At 39.3% G+C, this 21,710-nt stretch carries 16 protein-coding genes; 5 read left to right on the top strand and 11 right to left on the bottom strand.

Translation table 11 applies throughout. The annotated features are described in order from the left end of the window. Positions 1 to 7 precede the first annotated feature (7 nt). Positions 8 to 718 (bottom strand): SapC family protein, encoded by a 711-nt coding sequence (locus PP2015_RS06595; protein ID WP_058029513.1) that lies wholly within the window; start codon positions 716 to 718, stop codon positions 8 to 10. 228 nt (positions 719 to 946) lie between these two features. Between PP2015_RS06595 and PP2015_RS06590 the strand changes: the two genes are divergently transcribed. Next, positions 947 to 1,627 carry a DUF6445 family protein gene (locus PP2015_RS06590; protein WP_058029512.1) on the top strand — a complete coding sequence of 227 codons (681 nt, stop codon included), beginning with the start codon at positions 947 to 949 and terminating at the stop codon, positions 1,625 to 1,627. Here the strand turns inward: PP2015_RS06590 and PP2015_RS06585 are convergent. The 5 genes from PP2015_RS06585 to pgi all read right to left on the bottom strand — a co-directional run bounded on the left by PP2015_RS06585 (position 1,617) and on the right by pgi (position 10,675). After that, complete coding sequence (locus tag PP2015_RS06585; RefSeq protein WP_058029511.1) at positions 1,617 to 3,167, bottom strand: tryptophan halogenase family protein; 1,551 nt, start codon at positions 3,165 to 3,167, stop codon at positions 1,617 to 1,619. The genes PP2015_RS06590 and PP2015_RS06585 overlap by 11 nt on opposite strands. A gap of 80 nt (positions 3,168 to 3,247) precedes the next feature. Further along, the gene (locus PP2015_RS06580) at positions 3,248 to 5,875 is read right to left on the bottom strand and encodes a TonB-dependent receptor (protein WP_058029510.1); all 2,628 of its coding nucleotides are present in this window, start codon (positions 5,873 to 5,875) and stop codon (positions 3,248 to 3,250) included. 707 nt (positions 5,876 to 6,582) lie between these two features. Beyond that, entirely contained in the window at positions 6,583 to 7,290 is a 708-nt protein-coding gene (gene pgl / locus PP2015_RS06575; RefSeq protein WP_058029509.1) for a 6-phosphogluconolactonase, read from the bottom strand. Continuing rightward, the gene (gene zwf, locus PP2015_RS06570) at positions 7,290 to 8,762 is read right to left on the bottom strand and encodes a glucose-6-phosphate dehydrogenase (RefSeq protein ID WP_058029508.1); all 1,473 of its coding nucleotides are present in this window, start codon (positions 8,760 to 8,762) and stop codon (positions 7,290 to 7,292) included. The genes pgl and zwf overlap by 1 nt, the downstream gene beginning before the upstream one ends. A gap of 272 nt (positions 8,763 to 9,034) precedes the next feature. Further along, positions 9,035 to 10,675, bottom strand: a complete 1,641-nt coding sequence (gene pgi, locus PP2015_RS06565; RefSeq protein WP_058029507.1) for a glucose-6-phosphate isomerase — start codon at positions 10,673 to 10,675, stop codon at positions 9,035 to 9,037. Positions 10,676 to 10,967: 292 nt separating this feature from the next. On the opposite strand from pgi, the gene PP2015_RS06560 reads away from it, so the two are divergent. Beyond that, positions 10,968 to 12,002: a LacI family DNA-binding transcriptional regulator gene (locus tag PP2015_RS06560; protein ID WP_058029506.1), complete on the top strand. Its 1,035-nt coding sequence runs from the start codon at positions 10,968 to 10,970 to the stop codon at positions 12,000 to 12,002. Between the two features lie 53 nt (positions 12,003 to 12,055). Here PP2015_RS06560 and PP2015_RS06555 read toward each other — a convergent pair whose 3' ends face one another. Together PP2015_RS06555 and PP2015_RS06550 are read right to left on the bottom strand one after the other, a co-directional pair. Beyond that, positions 12,056 to 13,270: a pyridoxal phosphate-dependent aminotransferase gene (locus PP2015_RS06555; protein ID WP_058029505.1), complete on the bottom strand. Its 1,215-nt coding sequence runs from the start codon at positions 13,268 to 13,270 to the stop codon at positions 12,056 to 12,058. A gap of 82 nt (positions 13,271 to 13,352) precedes the next feature. Beyond that, positions 13,353 to 13,700, bottom strand: coding sequence for an Hpt domain-containing protein (locus PP2015_RS06550; RefSeq protein WP_058029504.1), 348 nt, complete (start codon positions 13,698 to 13,700; stop codon positions 13,353 to 13,355). Positions 13,701 to 13,806: 106 nt separating this feature from the next. Between PP2015_RS06550 and PP2015_RS06545 the strand changes: the two genes are divergently transcribed. Then, positions 13,807 to 14,412 carry a tRNA-uridine aminocarboxypropyltransferase gene (locus PP2015_RS06545; RefSeq protein WP_227009180.1) on the top strand — a complete coding sequence of 202 codons (606 nt, stop codon included), beginning with the start codon at positions 13,807 to 13,809 and terminating at the stop codon, positions 14,410 to 14,412. A gap of 2 nt (positions 14,413 to 14,414) precedes the next feature. Then, positions 14,415 to 15,191, top strand: a complete 777-nt coding sequence (locus PP2015_RS06540) for a CLCA_X family protein (protein ID WP_058029503.1) — start codon at positions 14,415 to 14,417, stop codon at positions 15,189 to 15,191. Here PP2015_RS06540 and PP2015_RS06535 read toward each other — a convergent pair. The 3 genes from PP2015_RS06535 to apbC form a co-directional block, all read right to left on the bottom strand. After that, the gene (locus PP2015_RS06535) at positions 15,160 to 17,628 is read right to left on the bottom strand and encodes an EAL domain-containing protein (protein WP_058029502.1); all 2,469 of its coding nucleotides are present in this window, start codon (positions 17,626 to 17,628) and stop codon (positions 15,160 to 15,162) included. The two genes, PP2015_RS06540 and PP2015_RS06535, sit on opposite strands and share 32 nt — an antisense overlap. Positions 17,629 to 17,731: 103 nt before the next feature. Next, positions 17,732 to 18,325, bottom strand: a complete 594-nt coding sequence (dcd, locus tag PP2015_RS06530) for a dCTP deaminase (protein ID WP_058029501.1) — start codon at positions 18,323 to 18,325, stop codon at positions 17,732 to 17,734. 3 nt (positions 18,326 to 18,328) lie between these two features. Further along, positions 18,329 to 19,402 carry an iron-sulfur cluster carrier protein ApbC gene (gene apbC / locus PP2015_RS06525; RefSeq protein ID WP_058031564.1) on the bottom strand — a complete coding sequence of 358 codons (1,074 nt, stop codon included), beginning with the start codon at positions 19,400 to 19,402 and terminating at the stop codon, positions 18,329 to 18,331. Positions 19,403 to 19,572: 170 nt separating this feature from the next. On the opposite strand from apbC, the gene metG reads away from it, so the two are divergent. Next, entirely contained in the window at positions 19,573 to 21,600 is a 2,028-nt protein-coding gene (gene metG, locus PP2015_RS06520; protein ID WP_058029500.1) for a methionine--tRNA ligase, read from the top strand. Positions 21,601 to 21,710 lie beyond the last annotated feature (110 nt).

Genomic DNA, 21,710 nt, shown 5'->3' with positions numbered 1-21,710 from the left:
TTAATAATTAGCTAGCTTGAAGCTGTGCTTTTAAACGTGCTAAACGAGCTACTTGGTGAGTAGACGTTAAGAAAGAGAAGATAGGTGCTAGGTAGCCACGTTTACGTAGTTCTAGATAAGCTTCATCGCTTAATTCATTCAGCTTGCGCTCGTCAACAAGGTAGATACCGTTGATGTCTTTTTTCTCACCAGCGATTTCAACTGTTAAAGTTTGTTGAACTAAAAGCTCTTTCTCAGCTAGGTAAGCTGTGAACGCTTCTGTTACACGTGCAAACTCAACATAGTTCACTAGTGCTTCTTTACGACGCTCTAGATATTCTGTTTCTTTGCCATCAGCGAATAGCGCGTTACCTTCTTCTTCACCAACTAATGAGCTTGCTTCATCAATAACAATACCGAATTGTTCTTCTTCAGGGTGCTTCACAAGACCAAACGGGTAACGAGCTGCTGCTAAAGGTGCGAAACCTGCAGTCCACTTACCATCTTGTACAAATAAGTTTTCACCTGGCTCAAGACCAAACATGGCAACTGGTTGGAATTGACCATTCTCAGTGTTTTTAACAAACGCCATTGGGAACTCAGTGGCAACACGTGCAAACTCATGCGCTACTACTGGCATTAAGTGCTGTGATTTTAAAAATTCAACGTTGATGCCGTTTTTTACTTTAATGTTGGCATGCTTCTCGTTATGTAAAGGCTGCACTTGTTGCTCCGCCATAATACTACTCCATTTAAATATGTATTCTTAAAAAATTAGCCTTAGGCTAGCGGTTTTAGAACAAAAAAGAAAGCCTAAAAACGAAGTTCTGGCTAACAAAAAGGACACAAATTTACCTTTAATCATAAAAAATTTGTAAATGCAGTATATGACTGTATAAAAATCAATTAATAAGAGATAATCATGCCAGTATATTTTAATAAATATGTATCTTAAAAGGTCACTATTGTGAAACAAGATAAATGGGAAAAAACGGATAAATACACTTATTCTTTAATGAAAGTTGAAGAAAGTATAAAGTGGAAAGAATTAGCCTCTAATTATAAACCAGACTGGATAGTACCGAGTAATAGTTACCCAGGGCTTTGGGCTAAAGTTCCACAAATATATTTTGATTTTATCAACCAAATTCTTCCCAGCTTACTGTCTAATTTTAGTGCAGAATTAAAAAACGTAAAAAGAGTAGCCTGTAATTATGCGCTGGCAACAACATCACATCGAGAACTACATAATTACCAACAAATTCCCCATTTTGACAGCCCGTTAAACAATCAAATCGCTATCGTTCATTATTTGTGTTCTCAAGAGTTTGGTGGCACAGGATTTTACTACCATAACTCAAGTGAAATTGAAGTCGTTACCGCGAAAAATAGGCCTAGTTACGTCGATACACTCGCTAAAGAAATGACTCTTTTAAACAATAAGAATTCACAGTACATAGAGGATAATCACCCTCTTTTCACCAGAACACATTATGAACAAGCCCAATTTGGGAAATTAATATGTTACCCGGGTAACTTGCTTCATTCAGCATGTATTCCCTCTGTCGATTTAACTGCGTCAAAACTAACCGAGGGAAGACTTACTATTACTACTTTCATTGAACTCGATTTTGAGCTCAGACTTTAGTCAAGCCAAATTTATTAACTTGCTCTAAAAAGGCTCTGTGCCCGGTTAGATTTTGCTCGCAGAATCTAACTCCTTCCGAAATTGAATTCTTCAAATTTTGAATGTCTTGTTCTTTATTTTCAAACATATGGGCATAGTGTTCTAAGTTTGTTTTAAAATTCATGCCATAAAGTACATACAGAAAATTATCTAGACGAAAAGAGTCCACACTATATCTAAAATCAAATTGTGAAGGTAATTTGCGTTGCCACAGTGAAAGCTTTTCTTTTAAGGTAGGCGATAGACGGCTTTCATCTGTGTTTTCAATCCAGAACTGTGAGTCTGTGCGTTTTGACAAGCAATAATGAAGTTGAATAAAGTCACAGGTAGATTCCCACATTTGAGTGATATCACGATTGAAAAGTTCTGCCGTACAATTTAAAAGGGTTTTATCAGGTGGAATTAAATCTGCAAATATCCGAGCCGTCACATCAAACATTAGCAAACCTGTCGCCTCTAAGGGTTCGACAAATCCTTGAGATAGGCCCATAGCAACACAGTTATTAATCCATGGTTGCTTTTGATAGCCGACTTTCATATCAATTTTTCTAACATCTTTCTCTGTAACCTCTTGATTTAAATATTGAGATAAAACATTTAGCGCTTCATCAAGAGTTTCATGTTTATTAGAGAAGACATAACCCACACCACGTCTGGTTCTCAAGCCTATATCCCAGATCCAACCATTTTTTTGTGCTGTGGAAATGGTGAATGGAGGGATTTCTTGCTCTTCATCTTCATAAGGGACTTGTATTGCAAGTGCAGTATCAGCAAGAAGAATATCTCCTTTATTAATAAATTCTCCTTTCAAAGTTTCATTTATCAATAAACCTTTAAAGCCAGTACAATCAACAAAAAAATCACCATCTATGAAACCTGCTTCTTCTGTAGTAACGCCATTTATATAGCCATCATTGGTAGTAGACACATCAATTACTGTCGCTTTAATATTTTCGACACCTAACTTCTCTATAGCGTGTTTAGATAAGAGGTTAGTGAATTTTCCAGCATCTAAATGGTAGGCATAATTGAAAATGCCTGAATACTCTTTATCGACAAGTCTCTTAGGTGAAAGGTTCAAATTACAAGCATGGGATTGCACTGATACAAGATCGGCATAATGTAGTTTATTTAGCTCTTCATCTAAGAGCCAATTCGGCGTGATATCAAAAGGCTTTAGCTTTGGAAAATCGAACCCATGGTGATAATAATTTTTTTCTGTTGTACCTGGGGTGTACTCCCAATCAACAAATTTAATACTTTGCTTAAATGATACATCGCATTGTTTTATGAATTCAGATTCGCTGATCCCAAAATATTTCAAGGTATCTTTTATAACTGGAACAGTGCCTTCTCCTACACCTACCGTAGGAATATCAGGAGAGTCAATGAGGACAACTGAATACGATTTATTCAAGTGCGGCTTTAAACGCATTGCAATATGTGACGCAGCCAACCATCCCGCGGTACCTCCGCCGACAATAACAATTTTTTTAATCATAATTACCTCTATTGAGCAATAGCCAATTTTAAGATAAAAAAAAGCCCTGAATTAACAGGGCTTTATAATATCATAAATGATTAGAAGCGGTAATCGATACCTACAGAGTAACGAGTGTCACCTGAGTAAGACCATGCCGCATAACCATCACGTAGTGAAGGCTTTGTACCCGCAGGAGAAACTGCATCACCAAACTGAACACTGTCTTCACCTGTTAAGTTAGTGCCTGCGAAACGGATAGTTAGATTATCATTGATGTTATAACTTGCAGTTAAATCTAAAGTACCATAATCATCATGACGACGGTTGCCGTAGAAACCAGTTTCACGAATCATGTACTCTGAGCGCCAGTTATAAGCGAAACGAACACTTAGCTCATCTTGCTCGTAGTAAGCAACTGCGTTGATAGTTGTTTTAGAGCTATCAGAGAATACGCCAATTGCATCAGCGAAGTTTGACGCTTCTACTGAACCGTCAGCATATGTGAAGTTGAATAAAGTACCGAAACCATAACCTAGCTCATGCTGTGATTGGAATTCGAAGCCAAGGATATCACCACCAGTTCCGTCAACACGCGTATTAACCTGCCAGCTATCAACACCTGTTACAGGGTCAGTAATACCAACTGATTGATTTAGTAAAGTATCTGTCGTTGTGAAATTGCTTACGTCTTTGTAGAAAAGAGTTAACGCAATCATGCTAGCGTCACCGTAGTAATGCTCGATACCTAAATCAGATTGAGTTGCTTTGTACGGTTGTAGGTTAGGGTTACCTTTTGTTACTGATTCATTACCACGCTGTGTATCACCATAACCAGAAATCGCAGATGCTGCGAACATGTCGTCGTAGTTAGGGCGAGAGATTACTTGAGCAAGTGAGAAACGAGCAATTGTGTCTTCATTTACATCATATGCGAAGTTGAAGCTCGGTAAGAATTCAGAGTAATCACCTGTATCTTTAACAATGTTCGAGCTAAGGCCGTTGTTCTGAGCAATACCATTTGGATCTACAAACTCAGGATCTGGCATATAGTAGCTAGATGACGCATCAGTTGAGATGTAACGAACACCGAAGTTACCGCGATAGTTTTCACCTGAGTAGTTTGCCATTACATAAAGAGCTAGGTTTTCTTCGTCTACAGTTGAAAATCCTGCACGGTCTTCATACCAAGTACCAAACGTTGCTTCTGCATTTGCACGCATCGCATTAATGTCTGGAGTTGGAATACCGATGTCTTGTGTACCAGCTGCGTCTTTACCTGTCCAATATTGAGTCGCATCAATCTTATTGTGGTCACCATGTGTAGGACGGTAAGATTTCTTCTCAACAGTGTGATCTGTCCAACGAACACCAGTTTTAACACTAGTCACAAGATCGCCATCAAGATCGAAAGTAACGTCTAATTGAAAATAAGTTTCTTCGTCTTTGTTAGGAGCGATTTGAGATGCCCAGTTTTGAAGACCTATGCCAGCCCATTCTTTGTCGTACTCAGAGATGTTCCAGCCACCTTTTGGTAGATCAACATGCGAAGCTTTGCCTGAGTTATCAACTGTTAAACCAGTAACATCTGCTTTAGTACCAATCCAAGAAGCATGGTTAATAGTAAGGTCTGTACCACCTTCAGCTGAAGTATTACCTAGGCGAGCTTCAACTTTATAACCTTCACCTTCAAAGTTGTATGCTAAGTCAACAACTTCTGATTCCATAGACGCGAAACGAGCGAATGTCTGAAGGAATGTAGGATTAGCTGCCGAATCAGCTGTTTTATTTGTTCGAACTGTACAAACACCACTTGCTAAACGTTGCTCACAGTTATTCTCTGTGTCTACGAAAAGGAATAAGCTGTTGTTGTGGTTATCAGCTTTCAACTCCAGACCCATGTAATGGAATACTAACTCTGAAGAATCATCAATTGCATACTGAGCAGTGAAATCGATAGAAGTTCTCTCACGTGCTTGTTCAAAGTAGTTAACTGACTCAGCACCAGCCCACGCATAAGAAGCTTCGTTACCACGACGAACATACGTAGAATCTTCAAATGCTACAGCGGCTAAAACACCAAAATTTTCATCAGCATTTTTCCAGCTATATAAGCCTGATAATGACGGGTCTGTTTTATCTGATTCAGAAGAATACTCACCTTCTACAGAGAAGAAAGCTGTATTAGCATCTAGATCTAATGGCTTGCGAGTAATTACATTTACTGTACCACCTACACCACCTTCTACGATGTCAGCTTGAGAAGATTTGTATACTTCAATACCAGAAATCATTTGAGGTGGTAGTAAAGAATAATTGAAGCTACGATCTATTGCTTGTTGGTCATACCAACCTGTTGAAGCAACCGACTGACCGTTTAAAGTAGTAAGCGTTAGTTGGTTTGAAGCACCACGGATGGATACTTGCTGGCCCTGGCCAAACTGGCGGTTAACAGCAACACCTGGGATACGACCTAAAGCTTCACCTACATCGCTATCTGGAAACTTACCAATGTCTTCTGCAGAAACTGCGTCAACAACACTTGTTGCGAATCTTTTAGCATTGATTGACTCTTTTAATGAACGTCGAATACCACGTACTTCGATTACTTCAACGTCTTCTTGAACTTTCGTTCCTTCGTTTGCATAAGAAACGGTAGAAACACCAGCGGTAAGAATAATGCCGATATTTACAGCGATTAAGCTTTTCTTAAAATTATTAGCTAACACAGGATTCCCCTTGAATCATTTTGTTTATTTTTTATTCACTTCTGCCCAGTGAAGATGACAGCGTTGTCATCTAATAACAAACCATACACCGTAAATTACAATTTCGCTACATTTTTTTTGTCGCGCTACTCAAAAAATATTCAACAACAAAGATAACATATTGAAAATAAATTAAATTTACGTATCTAAAAGACAGTTTGTTACATAAAACAAGCAGAATATAACACAAAAAGTTCGCTTTTGGATATAAAAAGGGGAAAAGTCTGACCATCAAACTGAGCCACACTACGTCCTTGTGGATCTCAACTCTAGGGCTTCATAAAGAGTAAATAGCTTTGGCAGAAGCATTCAAGGGTGATAATAACTCTCAATGACAGCGCTGTCATTATACATATTTAATTACATTTATGTCTATCTCTATTTAGCAAAAAATCTAATTTAGACATGATGAGAGCTCGTTTAAGCTTCATTTCAGAAATTAAAATTATCAATGAAGACTATGCATAACAGTCGAAAATAAAAATATTGATTATTTTAAGACTAGGAGGTTACTGTTAATGTATTGCAATGACTCTACCTTAGTTAGTCAGGCATACAAAAAGTAATAAGTGTTTTAAATTAAATTCAAAGATATTTTAGAAAAGCCATTTAAAAACAAAAGCGCGCCATTCGGCGCGCTTAGGATACTACTAATGAAAACTGAAATGTTAAGGAGACCAAAACACTGTTAAATCAATGTCAGGATGATTCAAAACAGCTCTCAAAGGAATATCATACTCTGAGCCTTCCGTCTTAGCGTTTTCGTAGACTGCTTTTTTCGCTTCACCAGAAATAAGCAATACAACTTTGCGAGAATCTGCAATACCTTTGAGCGTTAAACTCATACGTTCAGTAATGCTACCTGTTACATCACTTTCAATTGCATTAATAGCACAAACTTTGCCTGTACTTTCTAGACCGATTTTTAACCCTTCTGCATGCGGAAATAAAGACGCTGTGTGGCCATCAGGTCCCATCCCTAAAATAGTCACGTCTGCCGTTTTTAGTTCAGCATAGGCTTTTTCACATTCAGCTTGACCTTCTATTGCTGAGGTTGCTGAATTTTTCATAGTGACAAAATTCGCATTGGCCGCATGATTTTGTAACAGAGTAGAATTGATAAAAGACTCATTAGACTTTTCATGGGTGACATCTACCCAACGTTCATCAACCATTGCAACAGACACTTTCTCCCAAGAGAATTCCAAGTTTGCTAGATACTTGTATGCTGGAGCAGGTGATGAACCACCTGAAACCATAAGTACTGCATTTCCATCTTGTTCAATACCAGATGATAACTGTTCTTTTAATAAAGCAGACAAGGCTTCAGTCATTTGTTCTTTTGAATCAAAAAAACGTTCCGTTAATTTAGCCATTATGCGCCCTCTCCTACATTAAACCATTTATGGTTACACTCTTCTAATAGTTCATCAGCCGCTTCTGGTCCCCATGAACCTGCACGATAAAGTGAAGGTGCTCCCTTTTCTTGCCAGCGAGCAATTATTGGGTCAATCCATTTCCATGCGCGTCGAACTTCCTGTCTGTGAATGAACAGTGACGGGTTATTTGCTGCTGCATCAAGCATCAAACGTTTATATGCATCTGAATGGAAGCCATTTTCATACTGGTCACTTAACTCAATATTTAGCGTAACAGGCTGAAGTTGCATTTCGTGCTTGTCGAGCTTTTTAGACATCAGTGTCAGTTGAATGCTTTCTTCTGGTTGCAGACGAATAACAAGACGGTTTGGCTGTACTGGGCCTACATTGTTGCCATATACATTGTGAGAAACTGGCTTATATTCAACCACAATTTCAGCACAACGTTGCTTCATACGTTTGCCCGTTCTTAGATAGAAAGGCACCCCTGACCAACGCCAGTTATCTATATGCGCACGAATAGCCACAAATGTTTCTGTAGTACTCGCGCCTTCTGCAAGCTCTTCAAGATAACCTGGGACAATTTTGCCACCCAACTCACCAGGAACATATTGGCCGCGTACCACGTTATTATCAACGTCTTCGCCAAGTAATGGACGAAGCGCTTCTAATACTTTTAATTTTTCTGTACGAATACTCTTTGCATTTAACTTATGAGGAGATTCCATCGCCACCAAGCAAAGTAGTTGTAACAGATGGTTCTGAACCATATCACGAAGCGCACCGGCTTTGTCATAAAACCCAGCACGAGATTCCAAACCAACGGTTTCAGAAATGCTGATCTGAATATTATCAATGGTTTTGGCATCCCATAGGTTTTCGAATAATGCATTCGAAAAGCGCAAGGCCATTAAATTTTGTACTGTTTCTTTGCCTAAGTAATGGTCAATACGGAATATCTGCTCTTCTTTGAAGAACTCAGCAATGCGCGCGTTAATTTCTTCTGCTGACTTACCGCAATAACCAATTGGCTTCTCTACTACTACACGTGATGTTTCAGTGATAAGACCTTTCGAAGATAAAATTTCACAACACTGGCCATATACAGCAGGCGGAAGAGATAGGTAGAAAACACGAGATTTGTCTTCAGCGTCTGAATTTAAAATTTTGTGTAACTCATTCCAGTTATCATCAGCCTCTGTCACGTTAATCACAACAGGGATCAGATAAGTTGAAAACGCTTGCCAATCTTTATCATTAAACTCGCCATCAGATAAAAATGACTTAAGTGCCTGATGCGCCGTTTCAATGTATTCTTGTTGTTGTTCTTGACCACGAACGGTTGGCAAAATACGAGAGCCTTCAGGTAAGTTGCCTTCTTGATAAGCTCTATACATCGCTGGCAATAATTTACGAAGTGCTAAATCACCACCACCGCCAAAAATTACAATATCAAAAGGGTTAAGCATAATTTACTCTCTACATGGTTAGGCGCGACGTTTGTCTCTGGCGCGCTACATACTTGCTTACTGGGTAGTTTACCAAGCAAGCTTGGTTTGCGGTATTGAATTCGTTTGCATTTCACGGGGGCTGGAACGATGAAAAAGATTAAAAATGAGTCTTAGGGGCTCTGTAATTCCTCTCACAAAAATACAGGCCCTAAGAACTCCAGCGCTACCCGTTCAAAGGTATTGTTTTCACTTTGCGTGAAACCGGTGTGCCTCGGATGAGGCGAAATCCCTTAACGATTTTGCTTATAGTAAGCAATTAATCCAGACGTTGAACTATCATGTTGGTGCTCAACGTTTTCTTGCGTTAATTCTGCTTCAATCGCTGATGCTAAACCTTTACCAAGTTCAACACCCCATTGGTCAAAAGAACAGATCTCTAAAATAATGCCTTGGCAGAATATTTTATGTTCGTATAAAGCGATTAATCGACCAACCGCTTTAGCATCAACCACATCTAATATCATAGACGTTGTCGGACGATTGCCCTGATGAATTTTGTGTGCAATTAATTGCTCAATTTCTGCTTCAGTTTTGCCTTTTGCAGTTAAATCTGCACGAACCTGATCTGCATCAACACCTGCCATCATGGCTTCAGTTTGTGCGAAGAAGTTAGATAATAAAATATCGTGATGCTGGCCAACATTATGCTGTGGCTTCAAAGAAGCGATAAAATCAGCAGGTACAATCGTATTGCCTTGATGTAAGTACTGATAAAATGCGTGCTGACCATTAATACCTGTCATACCCCATATTAGCGGGACGGTTGTATATGGCACTTGGCGACCATCAAATGATACATGCTTGCCATTACTTTCCATCTCACCCTGTTGCAGGTAAGCAGGAAGCATATGTAGTGCTTGATCATAAGGTAAAATTGCTTGCGCTGTATGGCCTAAAAAGCTGGTGTTCCAAACACTTAAAAGTGCCATGATCAACGGAATATTGTCTTCAAATTTAGCCGTTTTGAAGTGCTCGTCGATTTCAAAAGCGCCTTCCAACACAGCTTCAAACTGCTCATAACCTAGATAAAGTGCAATAGGTAGACCGATTGCGCTCCAAAGAGAGAAGCGACCACCAACCCAATCCCACATAGTAAATACATTTTCGTCTGCAATACCAAACGCACGTGTTTTCTCAAGGTTTGTACTTACAGCAACGAAGTGTTTTGCAATATCAGCTTCTGTTGCATCAGACTCTAAGAACCACGCAACTGATGATCGTGCATTGGTCATGGTTTCAGAAGTAGTAAACGTTTTTGAAGAAATCACAAATAACGTAGTCTCAGGATTTAATCCTGCTAGCGCCTGATGTAACTGAACACCATCAACATTTGAAACGTAATGTACATTTAATGTGTCATCTGCGTAAGCTTTTAATGCTTCAGTTGCCATTTGAGGGCCTAAATTAGAACCACCAACACCAATTGCAACCACATCTTTTACTGATTTGTCTGTAAATCCTAACCATTCGCCCGAACGCACTTTGTCAGTAAAAGATTTAATTTTTTCTAGTTCAGCGTTTACTAATGGCATGACATCTTCGCCATCTACTTCAACCACTGAGTTTGAACGATTTCTTAGTGCTGTATGCAATACTGCTCTATTTTCCGTGATGTTAATTTTATCACCAGAAAACATTTTTTCACGCCATGAAGCAATGTCACATTGCTCTGCAAGTTTAATAAGTTGCGCAAATGTTGATTCGTCAATTAACTGTTTAGAGTAATCAAAAAGCATTCCCGGGATCTGAGTAGAAAACTTGTCAAAACGTTTTTCATCATTTGAAAATAACGTTTTCAAATGCTTTTGCTTCAAATTTTCCGCTGATTTCTCAAGCATTTGCCAGCTACTTAGTTCACTTCGGCAGTTCATAACTCATTCCCCTAAACACGATTGTGCACATACTTATATATTGAAAAAGGCACTTATTTTACTCGACAGAGTTAACCATAAGTTAAAATGACAACGCTGTCAATTGGCTAATTTCCAATTTTAGAATGTGGATAATACCTGAATATTTTTAAAATGACACCGGTATCAGTCAAATTTTTATTTCCAGATAGGATGCTATTTATTTCCTTTCCTGGTTAAAATAGTTAATCATCATTACCATTTAATGAAATAAGAGCCCGTTTCGCTCTCTCACGCTGAAGAATAATAAATTATGAAAGTGACTATTAACGACGTTGCCAAACTAGCTGGCGTGTCTATGAAGACCGTATCTCGCGTTATCAACAAAGAACCTTCTGTGCGTAAAAAGACTTACGACCTCGTAATGGAAGCCGTAAAGGAATTGAATTACCAACCTAACATTGCGGCGAGAAATCTTGCGGGTACTTCATCTTTTGCAGTCGCTTTAGTTTATGACAATCCAAACGCCTATTATGTCATCGATATGCAAAACGGCGTGCTTTCTCGTTGTAGAGATGAAGGCTTTGAACTTGTTATTCATCCATGTAGTAGTACTGACGACCAAATGCAGGATGAGTTCAAAACTATGATTCAACGTTCTCGCCTTGCCGGGTTAGTGCTGACACCACCACTTTCAGAGCAACAAAATATCATAGATATGCTTGACGAAATGAATATGCCGTATGTTCGCTTACTATCAGGTCGAGAAGAGCAAAATGAAGGCAAAAATAACTGCATTTTAGTCAATGACTTTGCTGCTGCATATGAAATCACAGAACATCTCATTAAACATGGCCACAAAAATATTGCGTTTGTGTTAGGCGATAAAGAGCATAAATCAACAACTGAACGATTAGCGGGTTATCAGCAAGCATTATCTGATAACGATATTAGTTTTAATCAATCACTTATTTTTGAGGGACATTACTCTTTCGAGTCAGGTGTCAACGGTGCAAAACACCTTTTGGCTGATAACAACAAGCTCGGTGTGACCGCTATTTTAGGCGGTAACGATGAGGTTGCCGCGGGGGCATTATTTGCTGCTCGCTTGATGAACATTGAAATTCCGGCACAATTATCTATTTCTGGATTTGAAGATTCACCGTTTTCTCGCCAAACTTGGCCAAAACTAACCACTGCTCACCAGGCCAATAACGTGATTTCAGAACATGCTGCACGTTTACTGTTTAGTAAGGCTCGCAGCAGCCGTAAGCAAGAAAAAGACATCATTACAAACTTTACACCGTCTATTGTGGTACGGGAAAGTACAGGTCCTGCGCCTTTATAAAAGATATAAAAATAAAAAAGCGCCTGTTGGCGCTTTTTCCGTATATTGAATTTTTACTGCTTGTAACTTGCAAAGAAACGCTGCATTTTGTCCATCGCAGGTATCAATTCATCTTTATGAGGCAGGAAAACCAATCTGAAGTGATCTGGTTTGTACCAGTTAAAAGCTCGACCATGTACAAGCAGTATTTTCTCTTGCTTTAATAGGTCCAGCATCATTTTTTCATCGTTGGTGACGTTAAATTTCTCTACATCAATTTTCGCAAAAGCATACAACGCACCTTTTGGTTTCACGCAGCTGATGCCATCAATGGCATTCAAGCCTTCGTAGGCTATGTTTCTTTGCTCATATAAACGGCCACCGGGCTCGATTAAATTATCGATAGATTGCACACCACCAAGAGCTTGCTGTATTGCAAACTGTGCTGGTACGTTAGCGCACAAACGCATCGAAGCGAGGATATCTAATCCAGTAATAAGGTCACTCATCGCATCAATATTACCACTTAAGATCATCCATCCCATTCTTAAACCAGCAGCACGATATGTTTTCGCCAAGCCATTGAATGTAATCACAGGTAGGTCATCACACAGCGCAGCGATAGAGAAATGCTCTACCCCATCATAAAGGATCTTTTCATAGATCTCATCGCTCAAAATAAGCAGATTATGCTCACGCGCAACCTTTACCAACTCTTCTAATAATGCTTTATCATAAACCGCCCCTGTCGGGTTATTCGGGTTGATTAACACCAGTGCTTTAGTTTTATCAGTGATTTTAGCGCGAATATCAGCTATGTCTGGGAACCAATCTTGTTCTTCATCACACATATAATGCACAGGCTTACCACCCGATAACTTTACTGATGCTGTCCAAAGCGGGTAATCAGGAGCAGGAATAAGTACTTCATCTCCCGAGTTTAACAACGCTTGTGTGGTCATCTGAATAAGCTCGCTCACCCCATTACCAATGTATATATTATCAACACTAATATGTGGTAGCTGCTTTTGCTGATAATGCTGATAAACAGCTACACGAGCCGAGTATAACCCTTTAGAGTCACAGTAACCTTGAGCTGAGTACAAGTTGCGAATGATATCCCTGTGCATATCTTCTGGCATGTCAAAACCAAAAGCAGCAGGGTTACCTACATTTAATTTTAAAACCTTGAGACCATCATCTTCCATCTGTTTTGCTTGCTGCAAAACAGGACCGCGAATGTCATAACAAACGCCATGTAATTTATTGCTTTTAGTAATATTTGACATATTTCCCCCCAATAGAGCCAGCATAGCCTAAAGCACACGGCAAAAACCAGAGGGAAATAAGATAATTGAAATGAAATTTATTCTAGCTGCAATTTACTTCTAGCCATTGTAATAGTTGCGACTTCGAACCAGAGACTTGAGCTGACAGTCGAGCCATATTATCGTCCATATCATCAAGGTCATCTTGTATTAACCCTTGCTCAATCGCACGTGCTAAATTACTAAGGCTAGTTGCACCAAATTGAGCCGCATTTGACTTTAAACTATGAGCATGGCGAATGGCTTCTTGTTTATCATTGTTCAATGCCATTCTCAGTTCATTTTCGAGTCTCTCAAACTCACTACAGCAAAACACCACCGTATCAGCAAATTGCTCTCCTAGCAGAGCTTGCATCCCGGCCAGCGCATCTTCATTGATTGTTACATTCATAACTGCTCTCTTTCGTTATATCTTTCAATAATGTAGTAAAATACCTTCATGATGGCAAAAGATAATCACCAATATGATAAAATCAGCTTAGGTTACGAGCTTGAAAATGAAAATGAAACGAACAAACTGTACAAAATGTCATTATCCTGTAACAACGTGTGTCTGCGATTATGTCTCTGAGAAAGTAAAGAATCGCACCAAAATTATCATCCTGCAGCACCCTGACGAAGTAAACTTAGCTAAAAATACCGTTCGCCTATTACAGCTACAATTAAGCGACATACAAGTTGTTGTTGGTGAATCCGGAAGTGAGTTCGCATCAGTACTCATGGGCTTACCTAAAGAAAGCACTGCACTTTTATATCCTGGCGAAAGTAGTATCGATGCTCATGACTGCTCATTACTTTCACCTAAGCTCACTCACTTGGTAGTTATTGATGGTACTTGGAAAAAAACCAATAAAATTTTTGCTTTAACCCCTTACTTGCACACGTTACAGAAAATAAGTTTTTCTGCCATACCTGAGAACCAATATCGTATCCGTAAAGCCGAGCAAAGCTACAGTCTCTCGACCTTAGAAGCGGTTGGTCACTTTATTCATATTGTTGACGGTTGTGATAATCAACCTTTGCTGCATCTTCTTAATGGCATGATCGAACAACAAACCAAGTTTATGCCTGACCATGTTAAAGCAAGGTACTTTGAAGAATAACTATGGCAAGACTAACAAGTGATTTTTATAGACAAGGACCAGATTATAGATTTGGTGACCAAATTTTATTTGAAGATATTAAACGTACCTTTGGCTTTAAAACAATCACGGTCGGTGCTTGGGTAACCAAGGAAGAACGCTTCATCGCAGCTAACTTAATTTACGATAGTCTTGCTGATTTAACTCAAATACTGAACGTTCCTCCTGAAGTCATTGGCTTAAGAAAAACGCTAAGTTTAAGTTTTGGCTCAGGTGGACAAAAAGGCGTTCAAGCGCATTACGATAGCAATGGAAAAATTTTAGCGCTAGCCAAAAATGCAGGAACTGGCGCACTTGCACATGAATGGTGGCATGCATTTGATCATTATATCTGTAAATTTTTATATCCGAAAAGCCAGTATTTTGATTTTGCCTCTGCATCATGGCTCACTGAAAAGTCTTTTCATCCTCACCCACTAAATGAGGTACTCTCAAACTTTTATAAACACTGTTTTTTAGATGATAATGGACAGCAAGTGAGTCAATATTTTAAACAGTCAATCTCTCTCGATAAAACATATAATCAAAACTATTTTAGCCGCCCCCAAGAAATGACAGCGCGTGCATTCGAAGCATGTATAGGACATCATAATGAAATTAAAAATCATTATTTAGTGTCAGGCGTTAAAAAAAGTAATCTTGCTAAACAAGGCGGCTTTCCAAGCAAAGAACTCAGAGAAGTGTTAGAGCAATATATTTATCGCTATTTTAACGCACTAGGAACTGCTTTACATCGATAGCTTGATTAGCTTGAGTTAACCAATGCATGTAATCATCAAACCTAATAGGTTTTGAAATAAAATAACCTTGGCCAATATCACAGCCATAATTCATAAGTTTATTATAACTCGATAAACTTTCTACACCTTCTGCGACAACTATTGAGCCTAAACTCTTCGCCATATCACATGTGGTTTTACAGATGGTTTGGTTTTTACTAGATGTATCAATATCCATTACAAACTGCTTATCAACTTTAAGTTCGTCAAAACCAAGTTCACTTAAGTAAGCAAGAGAAGAATAGCCTGTTCCGTAGTCATCTATAGCAATTTTAACGCCTAAATGACGATAGTCTTCGATCGTGTCTTTTAGCTGCCCTTCACCAGCTATTGCTACTGATTCTGTTATTTCCAATATAATCTGCGATGGGTCTAATGCCAGTTCATTAAGTTGTGTGATCAACTGAACAATAAGCTCTTTTCGAGATAAGTCTTTACCTGAAATATTCAAAGATAACATATGATTGGGGTACACTTTTATTATTTCTTGTTGGTAATTCAACCCTTGCGTGATAACCCACTCAGTCAATGCGTTAATTTGTCCTGAAGCCTCAGCGATAGGTATAAATTCATCAGGCGTGATAAATCCTAAGTCAGGATGCTGCCATCGTAATAACCCCTCAGCCCCATAGACCTGCCCTGTACATAGAACAACTTGAGGCTGAAGAAAGAGTGACAATTCATTATTCTGAATAGCGTGTTGTAGCGCTGCCGAAAGCTTTAGTCTCCTTTCAGCCATTGCAGCAATACTCGGATCATAAATATGCCAATTCGCACCATATGATTGATTATCGGCCAAAGCTAACAAACTTCTTTGAATAAGTAGCTCTGAGTTAATCGCATGAGTCGGAAAATGTGCCACTCCGGCTTTGATCTGATCCGACAGTTGGAAGCCTTTATATTCAACGCCCTCTTCAAAAACACCAGCCAATAGGCAAACATATTGCTCAATTTGATTTAAAGATAAGTCTCCAACCAATACCAGAGCAAATGTATCATCAGATAACTTGTACAGCTCATGAGTTTGTTCATTAAAACCACTTTCAAGATACTGACTTAACTGACTTTTTAGTTTTTTAAAAAGTACTTTTAAGCGTTTATTTGCGTATTCAACTCCAAAACTTAACTTAACTTGATCTGACATCATTGGGCTGAAGGCCAAAATGGTATGATTTTTTTTAGAAACAACCAATGCTTCTAAGAAATGATGAAGAGCTTGGCGATTTGCAAGTCCTGTATCCTTATCATGAAGGCTGTAAAAGGCGAAAGAGTCCTGCTTTTTTTTATCAAGTAAGTAGATTGCCAAGCAAATCAGTATTACATGCGAAAATACCAGAATACGAACAGGCCACACCAATTCACTTTGCGCGATAAACCCTGAAACAAGTGTAATTCTTCCAACTTCTATGAGTAAAGCTGGTAGCCAAGCCAATAGCATTAACTTTATTAACGGCCTTTTATGTGCAATTGCATGGTAATAAGAAGACCCAATGCATAATAGTAAAATGATGAAGCTTACTACTTGAGCAGACACCGAAACAGAAGTTTGAAAAATTACGACAAAGCATGCGGCTGCCAAAAAAAATCGTGCCGTTGTTTGAACAACTCGGTAAACACTTTTATTACTATATTTAAGCGATAAAAATTTAGCATTAAACATAATACATGCCGCAGTGCTCAAAAATAGCCAGCCCGCTGATAATGAGGCAATATATTCCGCAACTAAATCTGGTAAGTAAAAATACACAACACCAGTTATCACACTGTACTGCAAAGCAATAAATGTAAAATAGCCACCTAAATAAGCTAAATATTTGTATTTACTCGTTAGAGCCATAACAAACATAAATAACCCAACAAAATACAGCAAGCTAAGTTCTGCCCCGTACCAAAATTGTCTAGACTGTTTTAAAGTGTCAAACTCTTCAGCCGTAGTTAGGTTTAAACTAATTTGCTGCGCAATCGGATTGCTTAACTCTATGTAAATAGTAGTATTTTTATTTTCAGAAGTTAATCGAATATGAGGGAAAATACGTTGCTCTGGCGAACTGTTATTCAGCCGAGAGTAAACTGATTTACTCACTAACTTTCCTGATTGTACCCAATAGAAAGTAATATGGCCTTGTGTCAGCCTATCCGTATGAAGAACCCAATGATACTTATCTACTTGCTCTGAGAAGTTAGGTGCAATTTTGAACCAATGTTTTTGTTGTGGTTTTATTTCAACATGTGTCTGTGCAAGTGTCTGAAATTTATCATCGTCTTGTAACACATCTAAAATCGTCAATTGAGAATCGGGAATGGTTTCTAAAAAGAAAATATCAAAAGCTGCTGACTTCACTTGGAAACAAGCAAAACTCAACAAAAATACTAAAACTCTTAAGATCCAAACCGACATACCCTCTCCTTGAATTCAAGCTTGTCGCTCAGAATTAAGTATGTCGATTTTCTACTGGATCGCCAGAATAAATGTGTAAATAAATTTAATCTCGTACGCTGAATTAATTATTACAATTATCGTCACTGATACGGCTAGCTACCGCACTATTCTGCCCCTTATATTTCGCATCTTTGCGGGCGTTATAAGGCTGCTCAGCTGGACTTGTCATGGTTTCGAAACTCAACGCACCAATTTTCATTTTTGGACGTAAAGCTAATGGTAACTTGCCCGAGTTGTAAAACTCTAAAACAATATTGCCAGACCAGCCTGGGTCAATTCGGTGCGCTGTAACATGCACCATCAAGCCCAAACGAGCTAGTGAAGAACGGCCATCTAACCAACCTACTAAATCCGCAGGTAAAGTCACTGATTCATATGTCATTGCCAGGGCCAGTTGACCGGGGTGTAAAAAGAACTGTTCATTTTCGCCCAGTTCAATTTCATCACTCATGATTGATTCCATAGCATCGTTTAGCTTGTCTTTAGGGCCACTTAGATCGATATATGGCGCACCATGATCTTGGAATACACGAAATTTATTACCTAAACGCAAGTCAAGGGTGATCCCTGAGATCATGTCATCACTTGGAGAAGGCTCGATAATAATTTTTTGATCTGCAATGGCTTGTTTAATATGGGTATCAGATAATCTCATTTCTTAGTCGTCCGTCATCACAATCTCAACTTGTGAGTCTGTGCTTGATTGGTAATGCAGCATGCTTGCGATCAGTTGACTGCATGCTGTGTAATTTTCTGTTGCCTTAATAGGCTGTTTTGCAATATTAAGACCTTGCTCAGAGTGCGTTCTTATCTCAATATCTAAAGGAATTTCGGCCAATAATGGTACGCCATGGCGGCTAGCCAAACGCTCCCCCCCTTGCTGACCAAATACGTGGTTTTTTCCACCACAATGGCCACAAATGTAGTGGCTCATATTTTCAATCAGACCCAGTATGGGCAAGTTTACTTGATTGAACATCGCGATGCCCTTTTGTGCATCGGCAAGGGCTAAGTCTTGTGGTGTAGTAATAATCACCGCACCACTGGCTGGCACTTTTTGCGTCATAGTGAGCTGAATATCGCCTGTGCCTGGCGGCATATCAACAAATAAATAATCCAGCTCGCCCCAATCTGTTTCATTCAGTAATTGGTTAAGTGCTTGAGAAGCCATAGGGCCTCGCCACACTGTGGCATCTTCTGCTGGTACTAGAAAACCAATAGACTGCATTTTTATGCCATCTTTAATGATGGGTTGCAGGGTTTTATTGTCTTTTGTCGTTGGCTTCTCGTCTTCTAGTCCAAACAAAGACGGAATAGAAGGACCATAAATATCAGCATCTAGAATACCGACTTTGGCACCTTGTTCTGCCATTGCATAAACTAGATTTACGGCAGAAGTCGACTTACCGACTCCGCCTTTACCCGATGCCACTAAGACAATGTGTTTTATTTGTTTGAATTTATTAGTTGAAGTTAATGCAATTTCAGCACTTAAACTAATTTTTGTCTGTGTTTTCTCGAGCAGTTCAGCTTCAATGTCTAATAACGCACTTTTTGCTGCAAAGGGTAAATTAAGGTGCACCTCAAAACCGTCATTCGTTTTATCTACTTTTTCTACCCAGTCATTGGCGATACCAAAAGGAAATACCGCACTTTTATACTGAGATAATGCGGTCAAAATCGCCGTTTTTTCGGGGTTAAGTTTGCCAAACAGTTTATTGAGTCCAAACATAAAAATAAAACGTGCTCGAATGATGAAAAAGACCTCGGAATTATGTAACATTCAACCCATTAACACCAGTCAATTCAGCTAAGCTAAGGCTTTAATGTTCCTTATTTTGGCTCAAATTAGTGGTTTGTTTAATAGTTAAGCAACATCACTTAAATTTCATGGAACCGTTTATGAGCAAGAGAAAAATTCTCATCACTAGTGCTTTACCTTATGCCAATGGTCCAACTCACCTTGGTCATATGCTTGAGTACATTCAAACTGATATTTGGTCACGTTTTCAAAAATTACGTGGTCATGAAACTTATTACGTCTGTGCTGATGACGCGCACGGCACGCCAATTATGCTCAATGCACAAAAGCAAGGCATTACACCTGAAGAAATGGTGAAAAATGTGAGTGTCGAGCGTCAACGTGACTTCGCAGACTTCAGCGTTGAGTTTGATAACTACCACAGCACACACAGTGAAGAGAACAAAGAACTAAGCGCATTGATCTACAATCGTTTGAACGATAAAGGTCATATTAAAAAGCGTACTATTTCTCAGCTATTTGACCCAGAGAAAGAAATTTTCTTACCTGACCGTTTTGTAACGGGTACTTGCCCGACATGTAATGCTGAAGATCAAAACGGTGACAGCTGTGATGCATGTGGTGCAACTTACAGCCCAACTGAGCTAAAAGATCCGCGTTCTGCAATGTCTGGTGCAATCCCAGTATTAAAAGATTCTGAGCACTACTTCTTTGACCTACCAGCCTTTGAAGACATGCTAAAAGAGTGGCTACACTCAGGTAGCCTACAAGCTGAAATGGCAAACAAACTAGAAGAGTGGTTTGCTGAAGGTCTACAGCAATGGGATATCAGCCGTGATGCCCCTTACTTTGGTTTTGAAATTCCAGGTGCACCAGGTAAATACTTCTACGTATGGCTAGATGCACCAATTGGTTATATGGCTAGCTTCAAAAACCTATGTGACAAATCAGGCTTAGATTTTGATGCATTCTGGGGCGAAGGTTCTGATGCAGAGCTTTATCACTTCATCGGTAAAGACATCATTTACTTCCACAGTCTATTCTGGCCTGCAATGCTAGATGGCTCGAATTTCCGCAAGCCAACTAATGTATTCGCACATGGCTTTGTAACCGTAAACGGTGCAAAAATGTCTAAATCTAAAGGCACCTTCATTAAGGCGCGTACTTATTTAGACCACTTAAACCCTGAATACTTGCGTTACTACTTCGCTGCTAAACTAAACAGTGGCATTACTGACTTAGATTTAAACTTAGAAGACTTTGCACAACGTGTGAACTCTGACTTGGTTGGTAAAGTTGTAAACATCGCGTCTCGTTGTGCGGGTTTCATCACTAAGAAGTTTGACGGCAAGTTAAGTGATGTGATCATGGAGCCTGAGCTATTAGCTGAGTTCCAAAATGCGTCAGACACCATTGCTGAGCATTATGAGAACCGTGAATATAGCCGAGCGATCCGTGAGATCATGACCCTTGCTGACAAAGCAAACCAGTTCATCGACGCACAAGCACCTTGGGTACTGATCAAGAACGAAGACACACAAGAACAAGCTCACCAAGTATGCTCTCTTGGTTTGAACTTATTCAAAGTGCTACTAACTTACTTGAAACCAGTACTTCCAGTGATGGCTGCTAACGTTGAGTCTTTCCTAAACACTGAATTGACTTGGGAAAGTGCACAAACGCCATTAGTTGGTCATGAGATCAGCAAATTCAAAGCACTAATGCAACGTGTTGAAATGGATAAAGTAAACAAAATGGTTGAAGAGTCAAAAGAAAGCTTAGAAGCGGCGAATAAACCAAAGATTGACCCTAATAGCCCGCTTGCGAAAGAGCCTATCGCAGATGAAATCGAGTTTAACGATTTCGCTAAAGTTGATTTACGTGTTGCGAAAATCGCTAAGGCTGAACATGTTGAAGGCGCAGAAAAGCTACTTAAGCTCACGTTAGATTTAGGCGGTGAGACGCGCCAAGTATTTGCTGGTATTAAATCGGCTTACGCACCTGAAGATATCGAGGGCAAGCTAACTGTTATGGTCGCAAACCTTAAGCCTCGTAAGATGCGTTTCGGTATGTCAGAAGGCATGGTACTGGCAGCGGGCCCGGGTGGTAAAGAAATTTACATTCTGAACCCAGATGAAGGTTCAGAGCCTGGCATGCGTGTCATGTAATTAACAATTACGCTTCATAAGCCCGTTACTATACGGGCTTTTTTGTGTCTAAAGCTTCCCAATCACGCATAAAAAAGCCCAGTCAATTGACTGGGCTGTATCCTTGGTAA

It is taken from the genome of Pseudoalteromonas phenolica (assembly GCF_001444405.1).
GTDB lineage: Bacteria > Pseudomonadota > Gammaproteobacteria > Enterobacterales > Alteromonadaceae > Pseudoalteromonas > Pseudoalteromonas phenolica.
The sequence above is the reverse complement of the archived record's forward strand: the minus strand, read 5'-3'. Positions and strand labels throughout refer to the sequence as shown.

Excerpts from the sequence above, each read along its gene's own strand:
- apbC (WP_058031564.1), bottom strand. The coding sequence starts at position 19,402 with ATGTTTGGACTCAATAAACTGTTTGGCAAACTTAACCCCGAAAAAACG.
- pgi (WP_058029507.1), bottom strand. The coding sequence starts at position 10,675 with ATGAACTGCCGAAGTGAACTAAGTAGCTGGCAAATGCTTGAGAAATCA.
- PP2015_RS06540 (WP_058029503.1), top strand. The coding sequence starts at position 14,415 with ATGGCAAGACTAACAAGTGATTTTTATAGACAAGGACCAGATTATAGA.
- PP2015_RS06555 (WP_058029505.1), bottom strand. The coding sequence starts at position 13,270 with ATGTCAAATATTACTAAAAGCAATAAATTACATGGCGTTTGTTATGAC.
- PP2015_RS06550 (WP_058029504.1), bottom strand. The coding sequence starts at position 13,700 with ATGAATGTAACAATCAATGAAGATGCGCTGGCCGGGATGCAAGCTCTG.
- dcd (WP_058029501.1), bottom strand. The coding sequence starts at position 18,325 with ATGAGATTATCTGATACCCATATTAAACAAGCCATTGCAGATCAAAAA.
- PP2015_RS06560 (WP_058029506.1), top strand. The coding sequence starts at position 10,968 with ATGAAAGTGACTATTAACGACGTTGCCAAACTAGCTGGCGTGTCTATG.
- PP2015_RS06545 (WP_227009180.1), top strand. The coding sequence starts at position 13,807 with ATGAAAATGAAACGAACAAACTGTACAAAATGTCATTATCCTGTAACA.
- PP2015_RS06535 (WP_058029502.1), bottom strand. The coding sequence starts at position 17,628 with ATGTCGGTTTGGATCTTAAGAGTTTTAGTATTTTTGTTGAGTTTTGCT.
- PP2015_RS06585 (WP_058029511.1), bottom strand. The coding sequence starts at position 3,167 with ATGATTAAAAAAATTGTTATTGTCGGCGGAGGTACCGCGGGATGGTTG.
- zwf (WP_058029508.1), bottom strand. The coding sequence starts at position 8,762 with ATGCTTAACCCTTTTGATATTGTAATTTTTGGCGGTGGTGGTGATTTA.
- PP2015_RS06595 (WP_058029513.1), bottom strand. The coding sequence starts at position 718 with ATGGCGGAGCAACAAGTGCAGCCTTTACATAACGAGAAGCATGCCAAC.
- pgl (WP_058029509.1), bottom strand. The coding sequence starts at position 7,290 with ATGGCTAAATTAACGGAACGTTTTTTTGATTCAAAAGAACAAATGACT.
- metG (WP_058029500.1), top strand. The coding sequence starts at position 19,573 with ATGAGCAAGAGAAAAATTCTCATCACTAGTGCTTTACCTTATGCCAAT.